A 24216-nucleotide genomic window follows, 5' to 3' on the forward strand; every position below is an offset into this window, starting at 1 on the left:
GGACAATCGTGTAAAAATGCGAAATAGACCAATAAGGGGATGAGCATGTCGTCTGAATTGCAGCCAGCACTGCTGGTAACAATGCCTGGGGGGGCACTGGACGGGCATATGCTGCTCATTCTGGCAATCATGATTCTGGCCGGTGCCTTGGGCGGGCTGGCCAATGCCTTCATGGTTGACCGGCACGTAGAGCCGAACCGGCGAGAGTGGCTCAAATACTCCATTTTGGGCATTGTGGCCGCGTTGACCGTGCCATTGTTCCTGAACATGATTTCCAGCACCTTGCTCGAAGGTGCGCGGACCAAACCCGTCGATTTCTTCGCTTTTGCCGGTTTTTGCCTGATTTATGTCGTCGCCTCACGGCGTGTTGTCGATAACGTGGCACAACGGCTGAGTGGGCAACTCGAGCAGGTGAAACGCGAAGTCGGCCAGCTCAAGCAGCAAAAGCAGGCCGAGCCTGCCGTGATGCCGGTTCGTGAGGAGCCGGCTCCGCTCCCCGAGGTCAAGCTTGAGCCGCGAGAAGTCCTGTCGTACAACGACGTTGAAATACTTCGGGCTTTGGCCGAAGAAAGTTTTGTCTATGGCAATCTGGCTGCAATTTGCGAGCGTACCGGGCTGGCCCGTGATTTTGTCAGCCAGCGTTTGACCGTCATGAAAACCATGGGTGTCATTGAAACCCGGATCAATGACAAGAATGTTCTGCACTGGGGTGTTTCGTCGCGTGGCAAGGCCGTGCTGGGCGATATCCTGAACGGGCAGGATGAAAAGAAAACGGCATGAACCACACCCGCTTCGCCGGGTTTATCCTTTGAATACACTATGAACATCGTCATTCTCGCTGCCGGCCAAGGCAAGCGCATGCATTCCAATCTTCCCAAGGTGCTGCATCCGGTGGCCGGCAAGGCCCTCGCCCAGCACGTCATTGATACCGCCCGCAGTTTGTCGCCGAGCAAGTTGGTGGTGATCTACGGTCATGGTGGCGATGTGGTGCGGTCTACCCTTGCCGCAGACGATATTTCCTGGGCGCTTCAGGAGCCGCAACTCGGAACAGGGCACGCTGTGATGCAGGCGGTTCCAGCGTTGGGCGATAGCGGCCAGACACTGGTTCTTTATGGCGACGTGCCGCTGACCCAGGCATCCACCCTGAAACGCTTGCTCCAGGCCGGCAAGGATGGCCTGGCGATCCTGACCGTCGAGCTTGAGAACTCGACGGGTTACGGGCGTATCGTCCGCGATGCTGCCGGCAAGGTTCTGCGGATTGTCGAGGAGAAGGATGCGACAGCGGCCGAAAAAACCATACATGAAGTGAATACCGGCATCATGTCGATTCCGTCGGCCCGCCTGGCTGAATGGCTGAGCAAACTGTCGAACAGCAATGCGCAAGGCGAGTATTACCTGACAGACATCGTGGCGCTGGCCGTTGCCGAAGGCGTGCCGGTGCACACCGCCCAGCCCGATGGCGAATGGGAAGTGCTGGGGGTGAACAGCAAGGTTCAACTGGCCGAACTGGAACGCGTGCATCAACGCAATATCGCCGATGCCATGCTGGTCGGCGGCGTGCGTCTGGCCGACCCGAATCGTATCGATGTACGGGGCGAGCTGGCTTACGGGCGCGATGTTTCAATCGATGTCGGTTGTGTTTTCGAGGGCCGGGTCGAATTGGCCGATGCGGTCGAAGTCGGGCCGTACTGTGTGCTGAAAAACGTCAAGGTCGGGGCGGGGACGCGCATTGCCGCTTTCTGTCATTTCGAGGACGCGGTGATCGGTCCGGATGGCATCCTTGGCCCTTATGCCCGCTTGCGTCCTGGTACCGAATTGGGGCCGGAAGTGCATGTCGGCAATTTCGTCGAAATCAAGAAAAGCACGCTCGGTGCGCAATCCAAGGCCAATCACCTGGCCTATATCGGTGATGCCGAAATCGGTCAGCGGGTCAATGTCGGTGCCGGCACGATTACCTGCAATTACGACGGTGCCAACAAGTTCAAGACGATTATCGAGGACGATGCGTTCATCGGCTCGGACAGCCAGCTGGTCGCGCCGGTGACGGTCGGGCGCGGGGCGACACTGGGTGCCGGTACGACCCTGACCAAAAATGCCCCGCCGGACTCGTTGACCGTGTCACGCGCCAAGCAAGTGACCTTGACCGGCTGGGTTCGTCCGCAAAAGGTGAAGAAATAATGGATTTCTGGTTTACCGCCTTCGTTTTTGCGGTCGCCATTCTGGTTGCTGTCGGTGGCTCGCTGCTTCTGGTGGGTTATGTCGGAACCTTGCCGGCTTCCTTTGCCTTTGGCTGGCAACGCTGGGTGCCGACCTTGGCCCTGCCCGTGATCGGGCCGCTCTGGTTTTCAGCAACTCACTGGCAGGACTTTTCGCGCCCGGGCAAGCAGTTGATTGCCGGGGTGGTGTTGATTGTCGCGGCTGTTGCGCTGCTTTACGGCTTCGGGCCGCATTTTGTTGATCGTTTGGCAGCGGGTGTGAAATGAACACCCGCTGAATTCTGCAAAGCTCAGGGAGAATAAGATGTCCAAGTACACTACCGAGGCCATTCGTTCCGTTGCTCTGGTTGGTCATGGCGCTGTCGGCAAGACCACACTGGCCGAAGCTTTACTCCACGCGGCAGGGGCCATTCCCTCCCGCGGCAGCATCGAAAAAGGCAGTACTGTCTGCGATTTCGATAGCCAGGAGAAGGAAACCGGGCACTCCCTGAATTCAGCCATCATCAACTTTGGCTACGAAGACACCCATCTTCACCTGATCGACACGCCGGGCTACCCAGATTTCTCCGGTCAGTCGATTGCCGCACTGGCGGGGGTCGATAGTGCGCTGATCGTGATCAATGCCCAGACCGGCATCGAGCTGATGACCGAGCGCATGATGGCGCTGGCAGCCGAGCGCAAGTTATGCCGGATGATCGTGATCAACAAGATCGATGCCGACAATCTCGATTTGCCGGCTCTGGTCGCTGATATTCGTGAACGCTTCGGCAAGCAGTGCATGCTGCTGGATTTGCCGTCGCACGGCGCGGCCGATGTCGTCGAGGTACTTGAGGGGACGGCCGGGGAGGTTGATTTCGAGTCGGTCGCCGCCGTTCATCGTGCCTTGATCGACCAGATTGTCGAAGAAGACGAGAGCCTGCTTGCCCAGTACCTCGAGGATGGTGCCGATCCCGACCTGGCGGCCTTGCACGCGCCATTCGAGAAGGCTTTGCGTGAAGGCCATCTGATTCCGATTTTGTTTACCTCGGCCAAAACGGGGGCCGGCATCAAGGCCTTGCTGCATGTGCTGGCTTCGCTGGCGCCCAATCCGGCGGAAGGCAATCCGCCGCCGTTCTACAAGGGGCTGCCGGGTGATCAGCGTGAGTCGTTCCAGGCTGTGCCGGACCCGGACAAGCATGTGCTGGCCCATGTTTTCAAAGTCGTTGCCGATCCTTACATGGGCAAGATCGGTATTTTCCGCGTGCACCAGGGAACGATCCGCAAGGATGCCCAGCTCTTTGTCGGTGACAGCAAGCGGCCATTCAAGGTGGCCCACCTGTACCAACTTCAGGGCAAGGATGTGCTTGAAGTCGATCAACTGCTGCCTGGTGACATCGGGGCGATTGCCAAGGTTGAGGAAGTGGATTTCGACGCCGTGCTGCACGATTCGCATGATGAAGATCACATCCACCTTGTTCCGCTGGAGTTCCCGAAGCCGATGGTCGGGCTGGCGGTCGAGACAAAGAAGAAGGGCGATGAACAGCGCTTGTTCGATATTCTCGGCAAGCTGGCGATGGAAGATCCGACTTTCCTGATCGAGCGCCATCCGACCAGCAATGAAACCGTGATTCGCGGCCTGGGCGAGATTCATCTCAAGGCCAAGCTGGAGAAGATGGCCAGCCAGTACAAGCTCGATGTCGATACCAAGCCGCCGCGCATTCCCTACCGTGAAACGATTACCGGCCCGGCCGAGGGGATTCATCGCCACAAGAAGCAAAGCGGCGGTGCCGGCCAGTTCGGTGAAGTCCATCTGCGGATCGAGCCGAAAGGGCGTGGTGAAGGTTTTGAATTTGTTGATGCCGTCAAAGGCGGCGTCATTCCCGGTGTGTTCATGGCGGCGGTTGAAAAAGGGGTGCGTCAGGGCCTGGCCGGCGGTGTTGTTGCCGGTTACGCGGTCGACGACTTGAAAGTCACCGTTTTCGACGGGAAAACCCATGCGGTCGATGGCAAGGAAGTGGCTTTCGTGACGGCGGGCCGCAAGGCGGTCGTCGAGGCCATCCGGGCCGCCAGACCGATTGTTCTCGAACCGATCGTCAACATTGAAATCATGGTCCCCGAATCGGCCATTGGCGATCTGAGCGGCGATCTGGCCGGACGGCGTGGCCACATTACCGGTACTGACGGGCGTGGCCGCGGCATGGCTGCCATTTCCGGCGAGGTGCCGCTGGCCGAACTGAACGACTACCAGTCGCGTCTCAAGTCGCTGACCGGCGGCCAGGGCAGTTATCGCATCGAGTTTGCCCGTTACTCGGCTGTGCCGGCCAATGTGCAGCAGCAACTGGCCAGCAAATTCCAGTTGCACGACGAAGACGACTGAAACAGCAAGAGGGCAGCCGGAGGGTTGCCCTTTTTCCGTGGAGGCAGCATGCCAACGAATATTCCACGCTTCATGAGCCAGCGCGCCCGCTGGCTGGTTCTCCTGGCGCTCTGGGTCGGCGCGGTCGGCTGGTCGCTGCATAGTTCGATCGACGATATCCGCCGCCACAATCAGGATGTCGTGACGGAGGGCGCACGCAACATGTTCCGCATGGTGGTGCTGACCCGGCTGTGGAATTCGCAACATGGCGGCGTCTATGTCGCGGTCGACGAGCAAACCAAGCCGAATCCCTACCTCAAGCATCCGTTGCGCGATATTTCGGATAATCACGGGCGACAACTGACGCTGATCAATCCGGCCTACATGACGCGCCTGATCAGCGAACTGGCCCGGCAGGACGAAGGCGTCGTTTTCCGCATTACCAGTCTCAAGCCGGTCAATCCGCGCAATGCGGCGGATGACTGGGAGCGCAATGCGCTGGAAGCCTTCGAACGTGGCGTTCCCGAGGTCAGCGGTTTCGAGTCGAATGGCAGCGACGGTCTCAAGCACCGCTACATGGCCCCGCTCCTGGTGGTCGATGCCTGCCTCAAATGCCATGCGGCACAAGGCTATCAAGTCGGCGATGTGCGCGGCGGCATCAGCGTGACACAGCGTTACGAGCCTTTCCTGGCAGCGGCCCGGCCAAGCGAGCGGCAAGCCTGGATCATCCACGGCCTGATTTTCATTCTGGTGACGGGGGGCGTCTGGTGGTTGCTTGAGCAACTCCGCCGTCGCTGGGAAGATTTGCTTGGCAAGATTGCCGAAGTCGAAACCGCGCGCGACGAGCTGGTGCAGAGTGAAAAGCTGGCCTCGCTTGGCCGGATGGTGGCCGGCTTTGCCCATGAAATAAATACGCCAATCGGCGTGGCCGTCGGGGCGGTGACCAACAGCGAACATACGCTCGATGAAATCGACCGTTTGCTGGACAGTGAAGAGGTCAGCGAGGATGATTTGCGGGCGGCACTGGCCACCTTGCGACAGGGCGACGAACTGGCGATGAGCAATCTGCGTCGGGCGGCGGCGCTGGTCCAGAGTTTCAAGCGGACCTCGATCGACCAGAGTGCCGATCATGAACGTATCTTTTCACTACGTGAGTTGATCGAGGATGTCCTGCACAGTTTGCAGAACCAGCTCAAGCGTCTGCCGGTCAGCGTCACGGTCGACTGTCCCGAAAACCTCAAAATCGATGGCTTGCCGGGGCTGCTCGAACAATTGATGACCAACCTGCTGATGAACAGCGTGACCCACGGCTTCGATCAGGGAAGCCAGTCCGGCAAGATCTCGATCCAGGCAAAGCGTCAGGGCGAGCGGCTGATCCTGAGCTATGCCGATACCGGTGCCGGCATGACGCCGGAAGTGCTGTCGCATCTTTTCGAACCCTTTTTCACCACCCGGCGCGGGCAGGGCGGCTCGGGGCTGGGCATGTACATCTGCCACAACATCGTCAAGGCCAAGCTGGGTGGGACGATTGCCTGCCAGAGCAAAGCGGGTGAAGGCGTGCATTTCCTGATCGATCTGCCGGCCCGCTTCGTGGAGTAACGCCATGGATGCTTTTGTCTGGGATGCACGTTTTGAAACCGGCCTGGCAACGGTTGATCGTCAGCACCGCCATCTGGTTGAACTGGTCAACCAGGTAGGTGATTACCTGCTTTTCAGCTCGGGGAATGAGGCGCGACTGGAAAGCGTTTTTGCTGAGCTGGCCGATTACGCCCGTGAGCATTTTGCTGAAGAGGAGCGCTTGATGGCCGAAGCGGGTGTCGACGTCCGCCATCGCGAGCGACATGCCCGACATCATCAGGACTTTGTCCGGCAACTGGTCAGCATGTGGGGGCGGCGCGCCCGGACGGCTGACCCGGCGGCGATGCTGCACGGCTATCTGGCCTCATGGTTGACGGTGCATATCCTGGGCGAAGATCAGGTCATGGCCCGGATGATCGAGTCGATCAGCCAGGGGGACGACCCGGCAACGGCTTTTGAAGCCCAGGCCGAGTCGCGCGACCACAGTGTTTCGGCCCTGCTTGATGCCCTGCACAAGCTTTATCACGTTCTTTCAGTCCAGAACCGTGAACTGGCGGATGCCAATCAATCGCTCGAAGACAAGGTGGCCGAGCGCACCCGGATGCTGGCCCAAAGCAATGCCTGTCTGCAGAAGGAACAGGATGATCTGCGCCATGCCCTGGCTCATCTCGAAGCGACGCAGGAGCAATTGCTGAGCAGCGAAAAAATGGCCTCGTTCGGCCGGATGGTGGCCGGTTTTGCCCATCAGCTGAATACGCCGGTCGGCATCGCCATCGGTGCCGTGAGCAACAGCGAGCAAGTCATTTCGGCCACCGAACATTTACTGGATGCCGAGGAAGTCAGTGCCGATGCCTTGCTGGCCAATTTTGCCCAGCTCCGCGAGGGCAGCCGCCTGGCGCTGAATAATCTGCAGCGGGCCGCCGATCTGGTGAGCCGCTTGAAGCGCAGCTCAATCGATCTGGAGGTCATGGAGCGTCGCGCCTTCCGCTTGCGGGAAGTGATTGACGACGTGCTGCTCGGGATGAAAGAGCGGATTGAGCTGGGCCAAGTCAGCGTCAGCGTCGATTGCGCGGTCGACCTGCTGCTGGACGGCATTCCCGGATTCTTTGAGCAGTTGCTGACAACGCTGGTGGGCAATGCCTTGCGCCATGCGTTCCCGATCGAGGGCCGCCCGGCGACGCTGCGGGTTTCTGCCATGCTTCGCGGCGATGGCCAGTTGCAGCTCTGTTGTATTGATAATGGCGTCGGCATGCCGCCCGATGTGCTGGCTCATGTTTTTGAGCCGTTTTTTACCACCCAGCGGGCGCATGGTCGCCTCGGGCTGGGGATGTATTTGTGCTATAACCTGACGGTGTCGCGGCTTGGCGGAACCATCGATTGCGCCAGCGTGCAAGGGCAGGGAACCACCATTCAAGTGGTATTGCCTGTCGCCACGGGGGAGACAAAAAAATGAAACTGATTCGCAGCAAGGCGGTGGATGATGTGCAACCGGCCAGAGAGCCGGGTAATCCGAGGCATTCATGGAAAGTCCTGGTGGTCGACGATGAGGCCGATATCCGGACCCTGACCCGGCTCAACCTGAAGGGCTTCAGCTTTGACGGACGCGAAATCGAGTTCCTCGAAGCGGCTTCGGCGTACGAAGCTCGGCAGCTTCTTGAGGCCCATGACGATATTGCGATTGCCTTGATCGACGTGGTCATGGAAACCGACGATGCCGGTCTGAAACTGGTCGAATACATCCGCAAGACGCTGAACAACGCCATGATCCGGCTGGTCATTCGTACCGGTCAGCCGGGTGTGGCGCCTGAGCGCTATGTCATCGACAACTTCGATATCGACGATTACAAGGATAAAACCGAGTTGACCGCGACACGCCTGTACACCACGGTGCGTTCGTCGATCAAAGCCTATCGCGATCTCAAGACCATCGACCTCAACCGGGTTGGTCTGGCGCAGGTGCTTGCGGCAGCGCCCGAGTTGTACCGGATTTCCAGTTCGTCACTGAACAATTTCTTCGAAGGGGTGCTGACCCAGATCGTCGGCCTGTGCCACCTGGCCGACATGAGCTTCATCTCGACGATCGATGGCCTGATTGCCACCTTCGACGGGCGTGAGGTGATGATCCAGGCAACCACCGGGCCAGTCAGCGACCAGCAGCGTTTTGACGAGATTCGCCAGCAGTGCATCCAGGCCGTGACGCACGGTAACGTTCCCGAGAAAATCCGCCAGCGCGGCATCGTCATTCCCCTGACTGTCGGTGTCCAGCCGGTTGGCTTTGTCTATGTCGAGCCGACGCGCGAGTTGTCGAGCAGCGATCTCGATCTGCTCAAGGTCATGGCACAGCAATGTTCGAGCGCGCTGGAAAATCTGCGCCTGCATCTCGATTTGCGGACCGCCTACGATAACGCCATCGACATGCTGGCTGAAATTGCCGAGTTCAAGGACAAAACCACCGGCCAGCACATTCAGCGCATTGACAGTTATACCCGGCTGGTCGCCGTCGAGTTGGGCGTGGCGGAAGATGAGGCCGCCCTTTATGGCAAGGCCAGCCGACTGCACGATGTCGGGAAAATCGGGATTCCGGATGAGATTTTGCGCAAAAGAGGCAAGTTGACCGCGGAAGAGTTCGAGGTCATGAAAACCCATGTGACGATCGGCGCCAGCATTTTGTCGCACGACAAGTCGCTGGCCATGGCGCGCGAAGTTGCCCAGTCGCACCACGAACGCTGGGATGGCAGCGGTTATCCCGCCGGCAAGCCCTCACGCGAGGCGTCGCTGCTCACCCGCATAGTCTCGGTTGTCGATGTCTTCGATGCCCTGATCAGCCGTCGTCCCTACAAGGCGCCGTGGTCGCTCGAAGAGGCGGCGGCCAATATCGAGGCAGCGGCAGGGCAGCAGTTCGATCCGACGGTGGTGGCGGCTTTTCTCAAGCTGTTGCGCCAAGGTGATCTGGCCGAACTGATCGCTTCGGTGCATGCCGATAACGAGAGTGGTTCCGGGCACTAGCCGCTGATCCGGATCGCTCGCTCAGCTGGTCAGCCAGTTGATGCTGGCCAGAAAAAGATAGCCGGCCCCGTAGACCGTCTTGATGAAGGCCGGGCTTTCGGCATTGGGCTCCAGTTTGCGTCGCAGACGGGAAATCCGTACGTCGATGCTGCGGTCGGTCGGTGACAGATCGCGCATGCCCATCAGTTGCTCGCGTTGCAGGATGCGGTTCGGATGGTTGATGAAAACCTTGAGCAATTCGGCTTCGGTCGTGCTGAGCAGTTGCTCCTCGCCATTCGGTGAAAGCAGTGCATTGTTGGCCAGGTTGAAGCGCCAGCCACCGAATTCGGCAATCTGCCGGCCCGTGCCGTTTTCCTGACCACCGGTTTCCCGCCGGCGCAGAATGCTGCGAACGCGGGCAACCAGTTCGCGTGGTTCGAAAGGCTTGAGAACATAATCATCGGCCCCGAGTTCGAGCCCCATCACCCGGTCGCTGACGTGGGCGCGGCCGGTCAGGATGACAATGCCGCAGGCCGTAATCGCCCGGACGCGCTGCATGACCTCCAGACCATCCATGTCGGGCAGCCCGAGATCGATGATGCACAGGTCGGGCTGCAGGGTGCGCAGGCGACGCAACAGATCGCTGGCGCTGCGGCACCAGACGGTGCGAAACGAGAAATCGCCAAGGACCTGCTCGATGATCCGGGCGACGTCCGGGTCATCTTCGACAATGGCGATCAGCTTTGGGGATTCTGCCTCTTTCATGACTTGCCTTTATTGATGCGTTGCAGTGCCCGAGCCAGATCCTGACGGACAAAGGGTTTGCCGAGCAGGGGGATGGTGCTGTCGGCGGCTTCGTCGATTTCATCGGTATAGCCACTCATCAGCACAATGCGTATCCATGGATGATCCGCTCCGATACGGCTTGCCAGTTGCCGGCCATTGAGACCGCCGGGCATGATGACGTCGCTGACGACGATGGCGATGTCGGGAATGTGGGTGATCATTTCAAGGGCTTGCTCACCGTTTTCGGCTTCAATCACCGGGTAGCCGAGATCGATCAACTGCTGGCGAACGACGCGCCGGACATTCGGTTCATCTTCAACGAGCAGCACCAGTTCTCCGCCATGCGTCAGCGGTACATCGTCGTCCGGCAGATCGAGTTCCTCTTCCGGCGTGGTTAGTGGCAGGACCATCAGGACCGTCGTTCCCTGGCCGGGCTGGCTCTGGATCGAAATGCCGCCGCCGGACTGCTTGACGAAGCCATAAGCCATCGACAAGCCCAGCCCGCTGCCCAGACCAAAGCGTTTGGTCGTGAAAAACGGTTCGAACACACGCGCCAGCGTCGCTGCATCCATGCCTGTACCGTTGTCGGCCACTTCGATCATGGCGTAGCGGCCAGGCGTGACATCGAAAGCGGCCGCATCGGTGGTTAGCTCGACTGGGCGGGCAGCAATGTGCAGCCGGCCGCCATCCGGCATGGCATCGCGCGCATTGAGCGCGAAATTGAGCAGGGCGCTTTCAAGTTGCCCCGGGTCGACCAGCGCGTGGACCGAAATACTCGACAGGTCGGTCGAGACGGCGACCGACTCCGGCAGTGAGCGACGAACCAGCTTGCCGAGGTTGCCGATCAGGTGGCCGATGTCCACCGCTTGCGGCTCAAGCGGTTGCTGGCGCGAAAAGGTCAGCAGCCGCTTGATCAACTGCACGCCGCGCCGGGCGGATTGCAGCGCGGGCTCGACGAATTCGTTGACGCCGGCATCGTCCGGGCGATGGTCCTGGAGGGCTGCCAGATTGCCGATAATGACGGTCAGCAGGTTGTTGAAGTCGTGGGCCAATCCCCCGGTCAACTGTCCGATTGCCTCCATTTTCTGGGCCTGGACGAGTGCTGCCTGCATCCGTTTTTGTTCGGTGATGTCGTAAGAAAAGACAAAGAAACCGAGTGTTTCGCCTTCCGGGCTGATTTCGGGAACCAGTGTGCTGCGGGCAAAGAAGGCCTTTCCGTGACGGTCGACCTGATATTCGTAAGTAACCTGATGGCCGGAAAGCGCTTTCTTGACCGAGTCGCGCACGGCGCCATAGACCTTGGCCCCGATCACATCGGGGACGGCGCTGCCGATGACCGAGCCTTCCGGCAAACCGAACCAGTCGGAGTAGCCCTTGTTGGCGTAACGGTAAACCTCATGCTTGTCGACGTAACCGATCAGGATGGGAATGGTGTCGTTGATCAGGCGCAGGCGTTCCTCGCTGCGCCTCAGGGCGGCAGCGATGCGCGTGTTCTCGGTGTTGGCGCGGGTCAGGTTGGCATTGGCATTTTCGAGCTGGGCGGTACGGCGGCGAACACGCTCTTCGAGCTGGATGTTCTGGTGTTCGGTCAGGTTCTCGATGTACCGCTGCTCGGTCACGTCGCTGTACAGGGTGACGAAACCCTTGTCGAGCAGCGGCTCCCCGCGTAACAGCAGAACCCGGCCGTTTGGTCGCTGGCGCTCCGTGATGTGCGGCGCAAAACTTGCCGCTGCGCTTACGCGCTCGGTGATCTGGCTTTCAAGATCGCCGGGGCCGTATTCGCCGCGTTCGGCATTGAAGCGAATGAAGCGTTCGAACGGTGTGCCGACCTGAGCCAGATCCTCCGGAAAGTCAAGCAGGCGGAGAAAGGGCTCGTTCCATGCGACAAGACGCAGGTTGGCGTCGAAGACGGTAATTCCCTGGTCGAGCAGGTCCAGGCCAGCTTGCAGCATTTCGTAGCGCTGGGTGGTGTCGGGGGAGGGGAGCGAACTGTCCATGGGGCGATTCTAGTGCAGACGGTTGGTCGGCTTCGGGCGTGTAACGATTCGTTACATTCTGCCAATAGTTGTGCAAGAGTGTTTTGACATCCTCACTAAAAAATTAGAAGCCCAAAAAGAGAACAGCGCTTTTCGAAAGAATCGTGAGGAGATATTTGTGGCAAGTCATCCCTATGCCGTCGGGCTCGATCAGAACCCGGCGAACTACGTTGCGCTTTCACCGCTGAGTTTTATCGAGCGGTCAGCCTTCGTTTACCCGAAGCGTATTTCCGTCATCCAGGGCGAGCGTCAATATACCTGGAAAGAAAGCTACGACCGTTGTCGCCAACTGGCCTCGGCACTCAAGGTGCGTGGTATCGGCAAGGGCGATACCGTCGCCGTCATGCTGCCGAATACGGCGCCGATGTTCGAGTGTCATTTCGGCGTGCCGATGACCGGTGCCGTACTCAATACCCTGAATACCCGTCTTGACGCCGAAGCCATTGCCTTCATGCTGCAACACGGCGAAGCCAAGGTGCTGATCACCGATCCTGAGTTCCTCAAGACGGTCAAGGCAGCGCTGGCCTTGATCGAGGGCCCGAAGCCGCTGGTCATCGATATCGTCGATGCCGACTATCCGGGCGCTGAACGGCTCGGTGAAAAAGACTACGAGGCCTTCATCAATGAAGGCGATCCCGATTTCGTCTGGCAGTTGCCGGACAGCGAATGGGATGCCATTGCCCTGAACTACACCTCGGGTACGACAGGTAATCCGAAGGGCGTGGTGTATCACCATCGTGGTGCCTATCTCAATTCGGCCAGCAACATCATTTCCTGGGGCATGCCGCCGCACGCGGTCTATCTCTGGACGCTGCCGATGTTCCATTGCAACGGCTGGTGTTTCCCCTGGACGCTGGCAGCCAATGCCGGGACCAGCGTCTGTCTGCGCAAGGTCGACCCGGCACTGATCTTCGGCCTGATCAAGGAACACAAGGTCAGCCACATGTGCGGCGCGCCCATCGTGTACGGCATGATGATCAATGCCCCGGCCGCGCTCAAGGAAGGCATCACGCATCAGGTCAACGGCCTGATCGCCGGCGCTGCGCCACCTGCCGCGATTATCGAGGGGGCGGAACAGATGGGGTTCAATATCACCCATGTTTACGGGTTGACCGAGACATACGGTCCGGCTGCCGTCTGTGCCAAGCACCCGGAATGGGACAAGTTGCCGATCGATCTGCGGGCCGCCCGCAATGGCCGCCAGGGCGTCAATTACCACATGCAGGAAGCGATCACCGTGCTCGACCCGGTGACCATGCAGCCGGTGCCCTGGGATGGTGAAACGATGGGCGAGATCATGTTCCGCGGCAATCTGGTGATGAAGGGCTACCTGAAAAACCCGAAAGCGACGGAAGAAGCTTTTGCCGGCGGCTGGTTCCACACTGGCGACCTGGCCGTCGTGCATAGCGATGGTTACGTCAAGATCAAGGATCGTTCCAAGGACATCATCATTTCCGGCGGCGAGAACATTTCATCGCTTGAGGTCGAGGATGTGCTGTATCGCCATCCGTCCGTGATTGCTGCCGCCGTGGTGGCCAAGCCTGACGAAAAGTGGGGCGAGGTGCCGGCCGCCTTCATCGAGTTGAAGGATGGGGTGAAAACGACAGAAACCGAGATCATCGAACACTGCCGCAGCCATCTGGCCCGCTTCAAGGTACCGAAGGTCATTGTCTTTGGCGAATTACCCAAGACCTCGACCGGCAAGATCCAGAAATACGTCCTGCGTCAGCACGCCAATTCGGCGCTCGCCATCGAATGATCGCAGCCCCTGCCGTGCTGATGCCGGTGGGGGCTTCGTTTTTCAAAGGAAACAAACATGAAAATTCTCGTCCCCGTGAAGCGGGTAGTGGACTACAACGTCAAGGTACGCGTGAAGGCGGATGGTTCAGGGGTAGACCTGGCCAACGTCAAGATGAGCATGAACCCGTTCGACGAAATCGCGGTTGAAGAAGCGGTACGCCTGAAGGAAGCCGGCATTGCGACTGAAGTGATCGCTGTTTCCTGCGGCGTGGCCGCCTGCCAGGAAACCCTGCGCACCGCGATGGCGATTGGTGCCGACCGCGGCATCCTGGTTGAAACCGACGTTGAACTTCAGCCGCTGGCTGTCGCCAAGTTGCTCAAGGCGTTGTGCGACAAGGAACAACCGCAACTCGTCATCTGCGGCAAGCAAGCGATTGACGACGATGCCAACCAGACCGGCCAGATGCTGGCCGCGCTGCAGAACTGGCCGCAAGCCACCTTCGCCTCCAAGGTTGTCATCGCCGGCGGCAAGGCAGAAGTCACCCGCGAAATCGACGGGGGTCTGGAAACCCTGGCGATCAGCCTGCCGGCCGTTGTCTCGACCGACCTGCGCCTGAACGAACCGCGCTACGCCACACTGCCGAACATCATGAAAGCCAAGAAGAAGCCGCTCGACACCGTCAAGCCGGCCGATCTCGGCGTTGACGTTGCCCCGCGCCTGAGCACGCTGAAAGTCGCCGAACCCGCCAAGCGCTCCGCCGGCGTCAAGGTCGCGGATGTGGCCGAACTCGTCAATAAACTCAAAAACGAAGCCAAGGTGATCTGATCATGACCATCCTCGTTATCGCAGAACACGACCACGCCAGCCTCAAGGCCGCTACGCTCAACACCGTGGCTGCAGCCGCGAAAATCGGTGGCGACATTCACGTCCTCGTTGCCGGTACCGCCTGCAGCGGCGCCGCCCAGCAAGCCGCCGGCCTGCAAGGCGTGAGCAAAGTCAAAGTGGCTGATGCCGGCCACTACCAAAGCCAGACCGCAGAAAATCTGACTGCGCTGGTCATCGCCAATGCCGCCGGCTACAGCCACATCCTGGCCCCGGCCACGACCTTCGGCAAGAACCTGCTGCCGCGCGTCGCCGCACTGCTCGACGTCGCCCAGATTTCCGAAATCACCGGCGTTGAAAGCCCGGACACCTTCGTTCGCCCGATCTACGCCGGCAATGCGCTGGCCACGGTCAAGAGCGCCGACGCCGTCAAGGTCATCACCGTGCGCACCACCGCCTTTGACGCGGTCGACGCCGGCAACAATGCCGAAATCGAAACGCTCGGCGCCGCTGCTGACACCGCCCAAAGCACGCTGACCCACCGCGAACTGACCAAGTCGGCCCGCCCCGAACTCGGCGCCGCCAAGATCATCGTCTCCGGCGGTCGTGGTCTGGGCAGCGGTGAAAACTATCAGCAACTGCTCGAGCCACTCGCCGACAAGCTCGGTGCCGCACTCGGCGCCAGCCGTGCTGCGGTCGACGCCGGTTTTGTGCCGAATGACTATCAGGTTGGCCAGACCGGCAAGATTGTCGCGCCGCAGCTCTACCTGGCGGTCGGTATTTCCGGTGCGATCCAGCATCTGGCCGGGATGAAGGATTCCAAGGTGATCGTTGCGATCAACAAGGATCCGGATGCGCCGATCTTCCAGATCGCCGATTACGGCCTGGTGGCCGATTTGTTCGAAACCGTTCCCGCCCTTGCTGCAGCCATTTAAATCAAAAACATTCCGGAGATAAAACATGAGTAATTACATCGCACCGATTCGCGACATGCAGTTCGTCCTCAACGAAGTGGCCGGCCTGGCTGACGTTTGTGCCCTGCCGGGCAATGAGGAATGTTCCGTCGATCTCGTCGAGTCCATTCTCGACGAAGCCTCCAAGTTCGCCAGCGGCGTACTCGACCCGATCAACCGCGGTGGCGACACCGTCGGCTCTTCCTGCAAGGACGGTGTTGTGACGACGGCGCCGGGCTTCCAGGAAGCCTACAAGCTGTTCTGTGAAACCGGCTGGAACGCCATGCCTTTCTCGCCGGAGTTCGGCGGTCAGGGCTTGCCGGCTGTCGTCACGATGGCCGTCAATGAAATGTGGAAGTCGTCCAACATGGCTTTCGCCCTGTGCCCGATGCTGACCGGCGGCGCCATCGAAGCCATTGCTCACCACGCTTCCGACGAACTGAAGCAGAAATACCTGCCGAAGATGGTCGAAGGCGTCTGGTCCGGCACGATGAACCTGACCGAGCCGAATGCCGGTTCCGATCTGGCCGCGATCAGCTCGAAGGCCAAGGCAGTGGGCGACGGTACCTACCTGGTTTCCGGCACCAAGATTTTCATCACCTGGGGTGAAAACGACTGCGCCGAAAACATCATCCACCTCGTCCTGGCTCGTCTGCCGGACGCACCGGCCGGCCTGAAGGGCATTTCGCTGTTCCTCGTGCCGAAGTTCCTGGTCAATGAAGATGGTTCACTCGGCAAGCGCAACGACCTGATCTGCTCCTCGATCGAACACAAGCTTGGTATCCATGGCAGCCCAACCGCCGTCATGTCCTACGGCGACAACGACAACTGCGTTGGCTACCTGATCGGCGAGGAAAACAAGGGCGTTGGCTACATGTTCACGATGATGAACCATGCCCGCGTCAATGTCGGCCTGGAAGGCGTCGGCATTGCCGAACGTGCTTACCAGCACGCGCTGTGGTATGCCCGCGAACGCGTCCAGGGCAAGATCATCGGTGACAAGTCCGATGAGAAGAAGACCATCCTGCACCACCCGGATGTCCGTCGTCTGCTGATGGAAGTGAAGTCGCGTACCGAAGCCATGCGCACGCTGGCCTATTACGCCGCCGCCCAGATCGACAAGGCGCATGCCGGTGATGCCGCTGCCCAGGCACGGATCGACTTGCTGACCCCGGTCGTCAAGGGCTGGAGCACCGAACAGGGTGTCGAACTGTCGTCCACCGCGCTGCAGGTCTTCGGTGGCGTCGGTTTCGTCGAAGAAACGGGCGCTGCGCAGTACTACCGCGATTCGCGCATCACCACCATTTACGAAGGCACGACGGCCATCCAGGCGAATGATCTGGTCGGTCGCAAGCTGGCCCGTGAAAAAGTGCCGGGTGCCGGGATGAAGGCGCTGATCGCCGAAATGACCGCCACGGCCGACGAACTGGCTGGCAATGCACAATTGGCCGGTATCGCTGCCAATCTGAAAAACGGCATTGCCGCCTTGTCGACCGCAGCAGAGTGGATTCTCGCCAACTACGAGAGCGCTCCGCAGGCGGTACATGCTGGCTCCGTGCCTTTCCTCAAGCTAACCGGCATCGTGGTTGGCGGCTGGCTGATGGCCAAATCGGCCGGCATCGCCGCTCAGCACATTGCTGCCGGCACGACCGACGACTTCTACAAGGCCAAGCTGGCCACGGCGAATTACTTCGCCGCTCACCAGCTGCCGTTTGCCGCTGCTTACGCTGCTGAAATCATCGGCGGTGCGGATTCGGTCTTCGGCCTGCCTGAAAACCTGTTCTGAGCATGAACATGCGTACAGATCGCGATGCGATGGAATACGACGTCGTTATCATCGGCGGCGGCCCTTCGGGGCTGTCGGCGGCGATCCGCGTCAAGCAGCTGGCCGAGCAGGCCGGTCGGGATGTGTCGGTTTGCCTGCTCGAAAAAGGGGGCGAAATCGGGGCGCACATTCTGTCCGGTGCCGTGCTGGAGCCGCATGCGCTGGCCGAACTTTTTCCCGACTGGAAAGAGCGTGGCGCGCCCCTGAATACCCCGGCGGGTGAGGATCGCCTGCTTTTCCTGACTGAAGGTGGTTCGCACAAGTTGCCGACGCCGCCACAGATGGGCAACCACGGCAATTACATCATCAGCCTGGGTAACCTTTGTCGCTGGCTGGGTGAACAGGCAGAAGCGCTGGGTGTAGAGATCTATCCCGGTTTCGCTGCAGCTGAACTGCTTTATCACGAAGATGGTTCGGTCAAGGGCGTTGCTACCGGTGACCTCGGTATCGGCAAGAACGGCGAGCAAACGCACAACTTCCAGCCGGGTATGGAACTCCATGCCCGACAGACGATTTTTGCCGAAGGCTGCCGTGGTTCGCTGACCAAGGAACTGTGGGCAAAATTCAACTTGCGCGATGGCGTCGACCCGCAAACCTACGGTATCGGCATCAAGGAACTGTGGGAAATCGACCCGGCCAAGCATCAACCCGGCCTGATCGTGCACACGGTGGGCTGGCCGCTACAGAGCGATACCTACGGCGGTTCCTTCCTTTACCACCTTGAAAACAATCTGGTGGCGGTCGGTATGGTTGTCGGTCTGGATTACAAGAATCCGTGGCTGTCGCCTTACGAGGAATTCCAGCGCTACAAGACGCATCCGTCGATTCGCGGTTATTTCGAAGGCGGCCGGCGTATTTCCTATGGTGCCCGTGCGTTGTCGGAAGGTGGCTACCAGTCAGTGCCCAAGCTGAATTTCCCGGGTGGCGTGCTGGTTGGTGATACGGCAGGTTTCCTGAATGTGCCGAAGATCAAGGGCACGCACATGGCCATGAAGTCCGGGATGATCGCTGCCGAGGCGATTTTCGAGCATCTCGGCAAGGAAAATGCCGGGCCGGAAGCGACCGAATACGGTGAGCAGATCAAGCAAAGCTGGCTGTGGAGCGAACTGTACAAGGTGCGCAACATTCGCCCGGCCTTCAAGTGGGGGCTGTGGGGTGCGCTGGCTTATGGCGCGGTCGACACCTTCCTTTTCCGCGGAAATGCGCCATGGACCATGCGTCATCACGACGATCACAGCCAATTGGCGGACAAGAACAGCCAGCCAAAGATCGACTATCCCAAGCCGGACGGCAAGCTGACTTTCGACCGTCTGTCGTCAGTTTTCCTGTCGGGGACCAACCATGAGGAAAACCAGCGTTGTCATCTTCAATTGAAGAATGAAAGCGTGGCGATCAGCGTGAACTATGCCCGCTACGGTGCGCCGGAAACGCGCTACTGCCCGGCGGGCGTCTATGAAATCGTCGGCGAAGAGGAAGGCTCGCCACGGCTCCAGATCAACGGTCAGAACTGCCTGCACTGCAAGACCTGCGATATCAAGGATCCGACCCAGAACATCACCTGGACGGTTCCGGAAGGGGGCGGCGGCCCAACCTATCCAAACATGTAAGTGAATTACCACGACCGGTGCGGCAATGACTGCACCGGCGAAAAAAAATAGAGAACAGCACACAGCAGTTTCATCCATCTATGTTCCCAGGAGGGGTCATGTCTCAAAACAATATTCAGGCAAGAATCCGGAGCAATCCGAAATTTGCCGAAATGGTCAGCAAGCGCACGCGCTTCGCGATCATTCTTTCGCTTACCGTGCTGGTGCCTTACTACACCTTCATGATGCTCACCGCTTTCAATCCGGGCTTCCTGGCTCAGCCGATCAGCGAAGGCAACATCATCACCATCGGTTGGCCGATCGGTGTGATTCTCGTCGTCGGCTCCTGGCTGACCACCGGTATCTACATCAGCCGTGCCAATGGCGAATTCGATACGCTGAACGAGCAGATTCTCAAGGAGTCAGCCAAATGAAGCGTTCCCTGATTGCACTTATCGCCGGTGGCCTTATTGCCTTTGCTGCCGTTGCCGCGCCGGGCGCCATCGAAGGCGTCCAGAAGCAGCCGGTCAATGTCAGCGCCATCGCCATGTTCATGGTCTTCGTGCTGGCCACGCTGGGTATTACTTACTGGGCCTCGGCCCGTACCAAGTCGACTTCCGATTTCTACACGGCTGGCGGTGGCATCACCGGTTTCCAGAACGGTCTGGCGATTGCTGGTGACTACATGTCGGCTGCCACCTTGCTGGGTCTGACTTCCCTGGTTTATTCCAAGGGGTTCGATGGTTTCATCTACACCATCAGCTTCTTTGTCGGCTGGCCGATCATCCTGTTCCTGATGGCTGAACGGCTGCGTAATCTCGGCAAGTTCACCTTTGCCGATATCGCTTCCTATCGCCTCGACCAGAACCGGATCCGCACTTTTGCTGCTTTTGGCTCGTTGACCGTGGTGTGCTTCTACCTGATCGTCCAGATGGTCGGTGCCGGTCAGCTGATCCAGTTGCTGTTCGGGCTGGACTACACCATGGCCGTGATCTGCGTCGGTCTGCTGATGATGGTGTATGTCACCTTCGGCGGCATGGTCGCAACGACCTGGGTGCAGATCATCAAGGCATGCCTGCTGCTTGGCGGCGGTACGTTGCTGATGGTCCTGTCTTTCGCCAAGTTCGGTTTCTCGTTCGATGCGATGTTCAACCAGGCCGTTGCCGTTCATAAAGCCGGTATCAAGATCATGGCGCCGGGTTCGCTGATGGCTGACCCGATCTCTGCCGTGTCCCTGTCGCTGGCCCTGCTTTTCGGTACCGCCGGCCTGCCGCACATCATGATGCGTTTCTTCACTGTGCCGAATGCCAAGGAAGCCCGTAAATCGGTTTTCTACGCAACCGGTTTCATCGGTTTCTTCTTCCTCGTCGTGATCATCCTCGGTATTTCGGCCATCGTCATCGTTGGTCAGGATCCGCAATTCTTCGAGGGTGGCGTGGTTGGCGGCAAGATCATCGGCGGTGGCAACATGCCGGTCATGCACTTGGCCAAGTCGGTGGGCGGCGATATCTTCCTCGGCTTCCTTTCTGCCGTTGCTTTCGCCACCATTCTGGCTGTGGTTTCGGGGCTGGCACTGGCCGGTGCTTCGGCCATCGCCCATGACCTGTATGCCCGCGTGATCAAGAAGAACCAGGCGACCAGTGCAGAAGAAATGCGCGTTACCAAGATCGCTTCGGTCGGTATCGGTATCGTCGCCATTCTGCTCGGTCTGCTCTTCAAGGATCAGAACATTGCCTTCCTTGTTGCGCTGACTTTCGGCGTGGCTGCATCGGTCAATTTCCCGATTCTGATTCTGTCGATGTACTGGAAGGGTTTGACGACGCGTGGCGCGCTCTGGGGCGGCATTGCCGGTCTGGTTTCTGCCGTTGGTCTGGTCATTCTTTCTCCGGCCGTCTGGGTCAAGGTGCTGGGCAATGCCCAAGCAATCTTCCCGTACGACCATCCGGCCATCATCTCGATGACCGCAGCCTTCCTGGTGACCTGGCTGGGCTCGGTGACCGACAAGAGCGAGCGTGCCGCTAAGGAAGCTGAGGCATTCGAAGAGCAGTACATCCGCGCCCAGACCGGGCTGGGTGCATCTGCCGCATCGGCTCACTAAACACTCTGCGGGAGAGACTCAGGGAGAACAGCAACCTGATGATCTCATCCTTTTTGGGGGCCTTCGGGCCCCTTTTTTTATTCATCGAATAGTGTGTCTTTACAAAAATTAGCAAATTCGATGTTTTCATGGGATATGATCGAAACGCAATAAAAGTATTACTAAAGGCAGAGAGCCTTGGAGAGCAAAATGGCGAAAGAGTTAAACCAGAGCCAGTTGCCGGGTTTGCTGGGCAAACTGGGCAAGATGACTTCGATCCGCGATACGGAATTGCTCGAGCAAAGTCTGTTGCGTTCGCTGGGCCCCCTGCTTGGGATTCTGAATACCTCGTTGTACCGGACAGATGAAAAGCAGGTGCTGGCCCGCGTACTGCACTACCACCGCTCCAAGGTGGTCGAGTCCGATGGTGAGGCGCGAATGGTCGAGCGGGTTGAAGAAGTGCTCAACCTGGCCGAGTTGCCGAAAGAAGTCATTGCATTGACCGAAAATGTTCGCCTGCTGGCCAAACCTTGCACGCGGACACTGGGCAACGAGGTGCTGGTGGCTTATCCCCTGTTCGGCGGAAATGAAGTTTGTGGCTATTTCGTATTTCAGCGTGACCGCGAGGTTTCTCCGGTCGAGGATGCGACGATACGCGGGGTTCTGGAGGTCTTCTCCAACTACTACGCCCTGCTTGATATCAGCCTGCGCGATCGCCTGACGGGCTTGTTCAACCGGCAGGCGCTGGAAAACAGCTTTGATCGTATCTGGAGCCTGCTTGGTCAGCCCGACAGTTTTACCGAAAAACTGGAGGGACGGCGGAGCATCCCCGGTGGCCAATACTATCTGGCACTGATTGATATCGATCACTTCAAGCAGGTTAACGATACGCACGGCCATATGGTCGGGGATGAAATCCTGTTGCTTGTTTCCCGCCTGATGTCGGCCACTTTCCGCGGCTCCGACCTGCTTTACCGCTACGGTGGAGAGGAGTTCGTCGCGATTGCCGCTGCCGAGAACGAAAAAATTGCCCGCAACATCTTTGAGCGCCTCCGCTTGGCGATCGAGGCGCATTCCTTCCCGCGGATTGGCGGGTTGACGATCAGCATCGGTTATTGCCGGGCGGATCCGAATATCTTGCCGCAAGAGGTGCTGAGCCGTGCTGATCGCAGTTTGTATCGGGCTAAGCAGGATGGACGAAACAGGATTTACGATCACCAGGAACTGCTGGCGGCCGGGATATTTACTGAAACGGTGTATAGCGAGGCCGAATTCTTCTGAGCCAGGCCCAATGCAAAAAGGCATCCGGATGGATGCCTTTTTTCTTGGGGATTGCAGCGCTCAGGCCTTTTCGGGCAACACGATATTCACTTCAAGCACCTCGTAATTGCCCTGCTTTTCGAGCGAAACACGAATGTCGTCGGTGTTCACCTTGACGTACTTTGAAATGACCGCGACCAGTTCACGCTGCAGATCGGGCAGGAAGTTGGCGCTGCTGCCGCCGCCATCGCGTTCATGGGCGATGATCAGTTGCAGACGCTCCTTGGCTACCTGAGCCGTTTTCGGCTGGTTGCCGAACAGTTTCTGGAGCCAGGACATCTTACTTGCCTCCGAACAGGCGCTTCAGCAGGCCCGGCTTGACGTAATCGACGAAGCGCAGCGGCTTGTCTTCGCCCAGGAAGCGGGCGATCACGTCGTTGTAAGCTTCGGCAGCGTCGGTTTCCTTCTGGTGAATGACCGGCGAGCCCTGGTTGGAGGCCTGCAGGACTTCTTCGGATTCAGGAATGACACCGATGATCGGCACGCGCAGGATTTCCTGGATGTCCTTGTACGACAGCATTTCGCCGGCTTCAACGCGGTTCGGGTTGTAGCGGGTGATCAGCAGGTGCTCTTTGACCGGCTCGCGACCTTCGATGGCGCGGCGCGATTTGGCCTGCAGGATGCCAAGGATGCGGTCGGAGTCGCGCACGGAGGAGACTTCCGGGTTGGTCACGACCAGCGCTTCGTCGGCAAAGGTCAGCGCCATCACGGCGCCGGATTCGATCCCGGCCGGCGAATCGCAGACGATGTAATCGAAGCCCTGATGGGTCAGTTCCTTGATGACCTTCTCGACGCCTTCTTCGCTCAGCGCATCCTTGTCTCGCGTTTGCGAGGCGGGCAGCACGTAGAGGTTGTCGCAGTGCTTGTCCTTGATCAGCGCCTGGGTCAGCGTCGCTTCGCCGTTGATGACGTTGATCAGGTCATAGACGACGCGGCGTTCGCAGCCCATGATCAGGTCGAGGTTGCGCAGGCCGACGTCGAAGTCGATCACGGCGGTCTTGAAGCCGCGCATGGCGAGGCCGGTGGAAAAGCTGGCGCTGGTGGTGGTCTTGCCGACCCCGCCTTTGCCGGAAGTTACGACGACGATTCTGGTCACGGTGATTTCTCGCTGGGTTTTGTTGGAATGGGTTTATCGGAGCGCCAGTGGGGCGATATTGAGTCGTGATTCGTTGCCTTCGCCGACCAGGCTGACAGTGGCGGGCTGACGTGCCAGTTCAGCTGGAACGCCGGCTTCGAAAGTGCGGTACAGACCGGCGACGGAAACCAGTTCGGCTTCCAGGCTGGTCGTGAAAATACGGGCATCCTTGTCGCCGCTGGCGCCGGCCAGGGCGCGTCCGCGCAATGGCGCATAGACGTGGATGTTGCCATCGGCAATGACTTCGGCACCGGCGCTGACCATGGCCATGATGACCAGATCGCAGCCGCGTGCGTAATAACGTTGTCCCGAGCGCAAGGGTTTGTCGAGAATGATGGTACGGATGGCCGGGGCTGCCTCGCTGACAGTGGCGGCTGCAGGTGTCTCAACTGCAGGTGCCGGCGCAGAAACAGGTGCCGGGGGCGTGGCTTCGGGTTCGACCTTGGCTGGCCGCGAGGCTCGCCCCAGTGCGTCGCCGGCCAGTGTCGGCAGGCCGGCGCTGGCCGCAGCGGCAGCCTGGGCATCCGGCAAGCCGCGGGTCGCTACGGCATGCAGGCCGGAGCCGCGCAACAGGCGGCGGATGTGGTCCCAGTCTGCGTTATCCGGAAGCTCGCCGGCCTGGCTGAAGTCGAGAATGGCCAGTTCGTTTTCGAAGAAGTCTGGGGCGTTGCCCGTAAGTTCTTCCAACGCGGCGTGAATATCCGCCGGATCGGTGGTCCGCAGAAGGGTCTGAATGATCTTGAGCGATGTGCCCTTGAACTGAATCGGTGAGTCTTTTGCCATGCCTTGCGAAGGGGGTTCGAATGGGGCGAAATTATCCC

Annotated in this window: 20 protein-coding genes; 15 read left to right on the top strand and 5 right to left on the bottom strand. The window is 59.3% G+C overall.

All coding sequences use genetic code 11. The features are described 5' to 3' along the window. Positions 1-45 precede the first annotated feature (45 nt). From GBK02_RS03315 to GBK02_RS03345, 7 genes are read left to right on the top strand one after another with little or no spacing between them, the layout of a single operon-like run. Entirely contained in the window at positions 46-780 is a 735-nt protein-coding gene (locus GBK02_RS03315) for a YEATS-associated helix-containing protein (protein WP_203468350.1), read from the top strand. 39 nt (positions 781-819) lie between these two features. Next, positions 820-2178 (top strand): bifunctional UDP-N-acetylglucosamine diphosphorylase/glucosamine-1-phosphate N-acetyltransferase GlmU, encoded by a 1359-nt coding sequence (glmU, locus tag GBK02_RS03320; protein ID WP_203468351.1) that lies wholly within the window; start codon positions 820-822, stop codon positions 2176-2178. Further along, entirely contained in the window at positions 2178-2483 is a 306-nt protein-coding gene (locus GBK02_RS03325) for a hypothetical protein (protein ID WP_203468352.1), read from the top strand. Before glmU ends, GBK02_RS03325 begins: the two co-directional genes overlap by 1 nt. A 37-nt stretch (positions 2484-2520) precedes the next feature. After that, positions 2521-4572 carry an elongation factor G gene (gene fusA, locus GBK02_RS03330; RefSeq protein WP_203468353.1) on the top strand — a complete coding sequence of 684 codons (2052 nt, stop codon included), beginning with the start codon at positions 2521-2523 and terminating at the stop codon, positions 4570-4572. Positions 4573-4620: 48 nt separating this feature from the next. Then, positions 4621-6150 carry an ATP-binding protein gene (locus GBK02_RS03335; protein WP_203468354.1) on the top strand — a complete coding sequence of 510 codons (1530 nt, stop codon included), beginning with the start codon at positions 4621-4623 and terminating at the stop codon, positions 6148-6150. Between the two features lie 4 nt (positions 6151-6154). Next, positions 6155-7582 carry a hemerythrin domain-containing protein gene (locus GBK02_RS03340; RefSeq protein WP_203468355.1) on the top strand — a complete coding sequence of 476 codons (1428 nt, stop codon included), beginning with the start codon at positions 6155-6157 and terminating at the stop codon, positions 7580-7582. Further along, positions 7579-9135 carry a response regulator gene (locus tag GBK02_RS03345; protein ID WP_203468356.1) on the top strand — a complete coding sequence of 519 codons (1557 nt, stop codon included), beginning with the start codon at positions 7579-7581 and terminating at the stop codon, positions 9133-9135. Before GBK02_RS03340 ends, GBK02_RS03345 begins: the two co-directional genes overlap by 4 nt. A gap of 21 nt (positions 9136-9156) precedes the next feature. Here the strand turns inward: GBK02_RS03345 and GBK02_RS03350 are convergent, their stop codons facing one another. After that, on the bottom strand, positions 9157-9879 hold the full coding sequence (locus GBK02_RS03350) for a response regulator transcription factor (RefSeq protein WP_203468357.1): 723 nt from the start codon (positions 9877-9879) through the stop codon (positions 9157-9159). After that, positions 9876-11897 carry a PAS-domain containing protein gene (locus GBK02_RS03355; RefSeq protein ID WP_203468358.1) on the bottom strand — a complete coding sequence of 674 codons (2022 nt, stop codon included), beginning with the start codon at positions 11895-11897 and terminating at the stop codon, positions 9876-9878. The genes GBK02_RS03350 and GBK02_RS03355 overlap by 4 nt, the downstream gene beginning before the upstream one ends. 157 nt (positions 11898-12054) lie before the next feature. Here GBK02_RS03355 and GBK02_RS03360 point away from each other — a divergent pair, with 157 nt between their 5' ends. From GBK02_RS03360 to GBK02_RS03395, 8 genes are all read left to right on the top strand, one after another. Continuing rightward, a complete protein-coding gene (locus tag GBK02_RS03360; RefSeq protein WP_203468359.1) occupies positions 12055-13695 on the top strand; it encodes an acyl-CoA synthetase in 1641 nt (546 codons plus the stop codon). 57 nt (positions 13696-13752) lie between these two features. Further along, positions 13753-14502 (top strand): electron transfer flavoprotein subunit beta/FixA family protein, encoded by a 750-nt coding sequence (locus tag GBK02_RS03365; protein WP_203468360.1) that lies wholly within the window; start codon positions 13753-13755, stop codon positions 14500-14502. Positions 14503-14504: 2 nt separating this feature from the next. After that, positions 14505-15434 carry an electron transfer flavoprotein subunit alpha/FixB family protein gene (locus tag GBK02_RS03370; protein WP_203468361.1) on the top strand — a complete coding sequence of 310 codons (930 nt, stop codon included), beginning with the start codon at positions 14505-14507 and terminating at the stop codon, positions 15432-15434. A gap of 25 nt (positions 15435-15459) precedes the next feature. Then, on the top strand, positions 15460-17238 hold the full coding sequence (locus GBK02_RS03375; protein WP_203468362.1) for an acyl-CoA dehydrogenase C-terminal domain-containing protein: 1779 nt from the start codon (positions 15460-15462) through the stop codon (positions 17236-17238). Positions 17239-17240: 2 nt separating this feature from the next. Then, positions 17241-18884 (top strand): electron transfer flavoprotein-ubiquinone oxidoreductase, encoded by a 1644-nt coding sequence (locus GBK02_RS03380; protein WP_203468363.1) that lies wholly within the window; start codon positions 17241-17243, stop codon positions 18882-18884. Positions 18885-18982: 98 nt separating this feature from the next. Beyond that, the gene (locus GBK02_RS03385) at positions 18983-19297 is read left to right on the top strand and encodes a DUF485 domain-containing protein (RefSeq protein WP_203468364.1); all 315 of its coding nucleotides are present in this window, start codon (positions 18983-18985) and stop codon (positions 19295-19297) included. Continuing rightward, the gene (locus tag GBK02_RS03390) at positions 19294-20961 is read left to right on the top strand and encodes a cation acetate symporter (protein WP_203468365.1); all 1668 of its coding nucleotides are present in this window, start codon (positions 19294-19296) and stop codon (positions 20959-20961) included. The genes GBK02_RS03385 and GBK02_RS03390 overlap by 4 nt, the downstream gene beginning before the upstream one ends. A 189-nt stretch (positions 20962-21150) precedes the next feature. After that, positions 21151-22221, top strand: a complete 1071-nt coding sequence (locus GBK02_RS03395) for a GGDEF domain-containing protein (protein WP_203468366.1) — start codon at positions 21151-21153, stop codon at positions 22219-22221. 60 nt (positions 22222-22281) lie between these two features. Here GBK02_RS03395 and minE read toward each other — a convergent pair whose 3' ends face one another. Genes minE through minC form a run of 3 tightly spaced genes read right to left on the bottom strand, consistent with a single transcriptional unit; the run spans position 22282 to position 24178 of the window. After that, positions 22282-22539 carry a cell division topological specificity factor MinE gene (minE, locus tag GBK02_RS03400; RefSeq protein WP_203468367.1) on the bottom strand — a complete coding sequence of 86 codons (258 nt, stop codon included), beginning with the start codon at positions 22537-22539 and terminating at the stop codon, positions 22282-22284. Between the two features lies 1 nt (position 22540). Beyond that, positions 22541-23356 (bottom strand): septum site-determining protein MinD, encoded by an 816-nt coding sequence (gene minD / locus GBK02_RS03405; protein WP_203468368.1) that lies wholly within the window; start codon positions 23354-23356, stop codon positions 22541-22543. A gap of 33 nt (positions 23357-23389) precedes the next feature. Continuing rightward, positions 23390-24178 carry a septum site-determining protein MinC gene (gene minC / locus GBK02_RS03410; protein ID WP_203468369.1) on the bottom strand — a complete coding sequence of 263 codons (789 nt, stop codon included), beginning with the start codon at positions 24176-24178 and terminating at the stop codon, positions 23390-23392. Positions 24179-24216: the final 38 nt, after the last annotated feature.

This window comes from Dechloromonas sp. TW-R-39-2, from assembly GCF_016864195.1.
Lineage (GTDB): Bacteria > Pseudomonadota > Gammaproteobacteria > Burkholderiales > Rhodocyclaceae > Azonexus.

Coding starts and splice junctions, on each gene's coding strand:
- GBK02_RS03315 (WP_203468350.1), top strand. CDS start 46: ATGTCGTCTGAATTGCAGCCAGCACTGCTGGTAACAATGCCTGGGGGG.
- glmU (WP_203468351.1), top strand. CDS start 820: ATGAACATCGTCATTCTCGCTGCCGGCCAAGGCAAGCGCATGCATTCC.
- GBK02_RS03325 (WP_203468352.1), top strand. CDS start 2,178: ATGGATTTCTGGTTTACCGCCTTCGTTTTTGCGGTCGCCATTCTGGTT.
- fusA (WP_203468353.1), top strand. CDS start 2,521: ATGTCCAAGTACACTACCGAGGCCATTCGTTCCGTTGCTCTGGTTGGT.
- GBK02_RS03335 (WP_203468354.1), top strand. CDS start 4,621: ATGCCAACGAATATTCCACGCTTCATGAGCCAGCGCGCCCGCTGGCTG.
- GBK02_RS03340 (WP_203468355.1), top strand. CDS start 6,155: ATGGATGCTTTTGTCTGGGATGCACGTTTTGAAACCGGCCTGGCAACG.
- GBK02_RS03345 (WP_203468356.1), top strand. CDS start 7,579: ATGAAACTGATTCGCAGCAAGGCGGTGGATGATGTGCAACCGGCCAGA.
- GBK02_RS03350 (WP_203468357.1), bottom strand. CDS start 9,879: ATGAAAGAGGCAGAATCCCCAAAGCTGATCGCCATTGTCGAAGATGAC.
- GBK02_RS03355 (WP_203468358.1), bottom strand. CDS start 11,897: ATGGACAGTTCGCTCCCCTCCCCCGACACCACCCAGCGCTACGAAATG.
- GBK02_RS03365 (WP_203468360.1), top strand. CDS start 13,753: ATGAAAATTCTCGTCCCCGTGAAGCGGGTAGTGGACTACAACGTCAAG.
- GBK02_RS03370 (WP_203468361.1), top strand. CDS start 14,505: ATGACCATCCTCGTTATCGCAGAACACGACCACGCCAGCCTCAAGGCC.
- GBK02_RS03375 (WP_203468362.1), top strand. CDS start 15,460: ATGAGTAATTACATCGCACCGATTCGCGACATGCAGTTCGTCCTCAAC.
- GBK02_RS03380 (WP_203468363.1), top strand. CDS start 17,241: ATGAACATGCGTACAGATCGCGATGCGATGGAATACGACGTCGTTATC.
- GBK02_RS03385 (WP_203468364.1), top strand. CDS start 18,983: ATGTCTCAAAACAATATTCAGGCAAGAATCCGGAGCAATCCGAAATTT.
- GBK02_RS03390 (WP_203468365.1), top strand. CDS start 19,294: ATGAAGCGTTCCCTGATTGCACTTATCGCCGGTGGCCTTATTGCCTTT.
- GBK02_RS03395 (WP_203468366.1), top strand. CDS start 21,151: ATGGCGAAAGAGTTAAACCAGAGCCAGTTGCCGGGTTTGCTGGGCAAA.
- minE (WP_203468367.1), bottom strand. CDS start 22,539: ATGTCCTGGCTCCAGAAACTGTTCGGCAACCAGCCGAAAACGGCTCAG.
- minC (WP_203468369.1), bottom strand. CDS start 24,178: ATGGCAAAAGACTCACCGATTCAGTTCAAGGGCACATCGCTCAAGATC.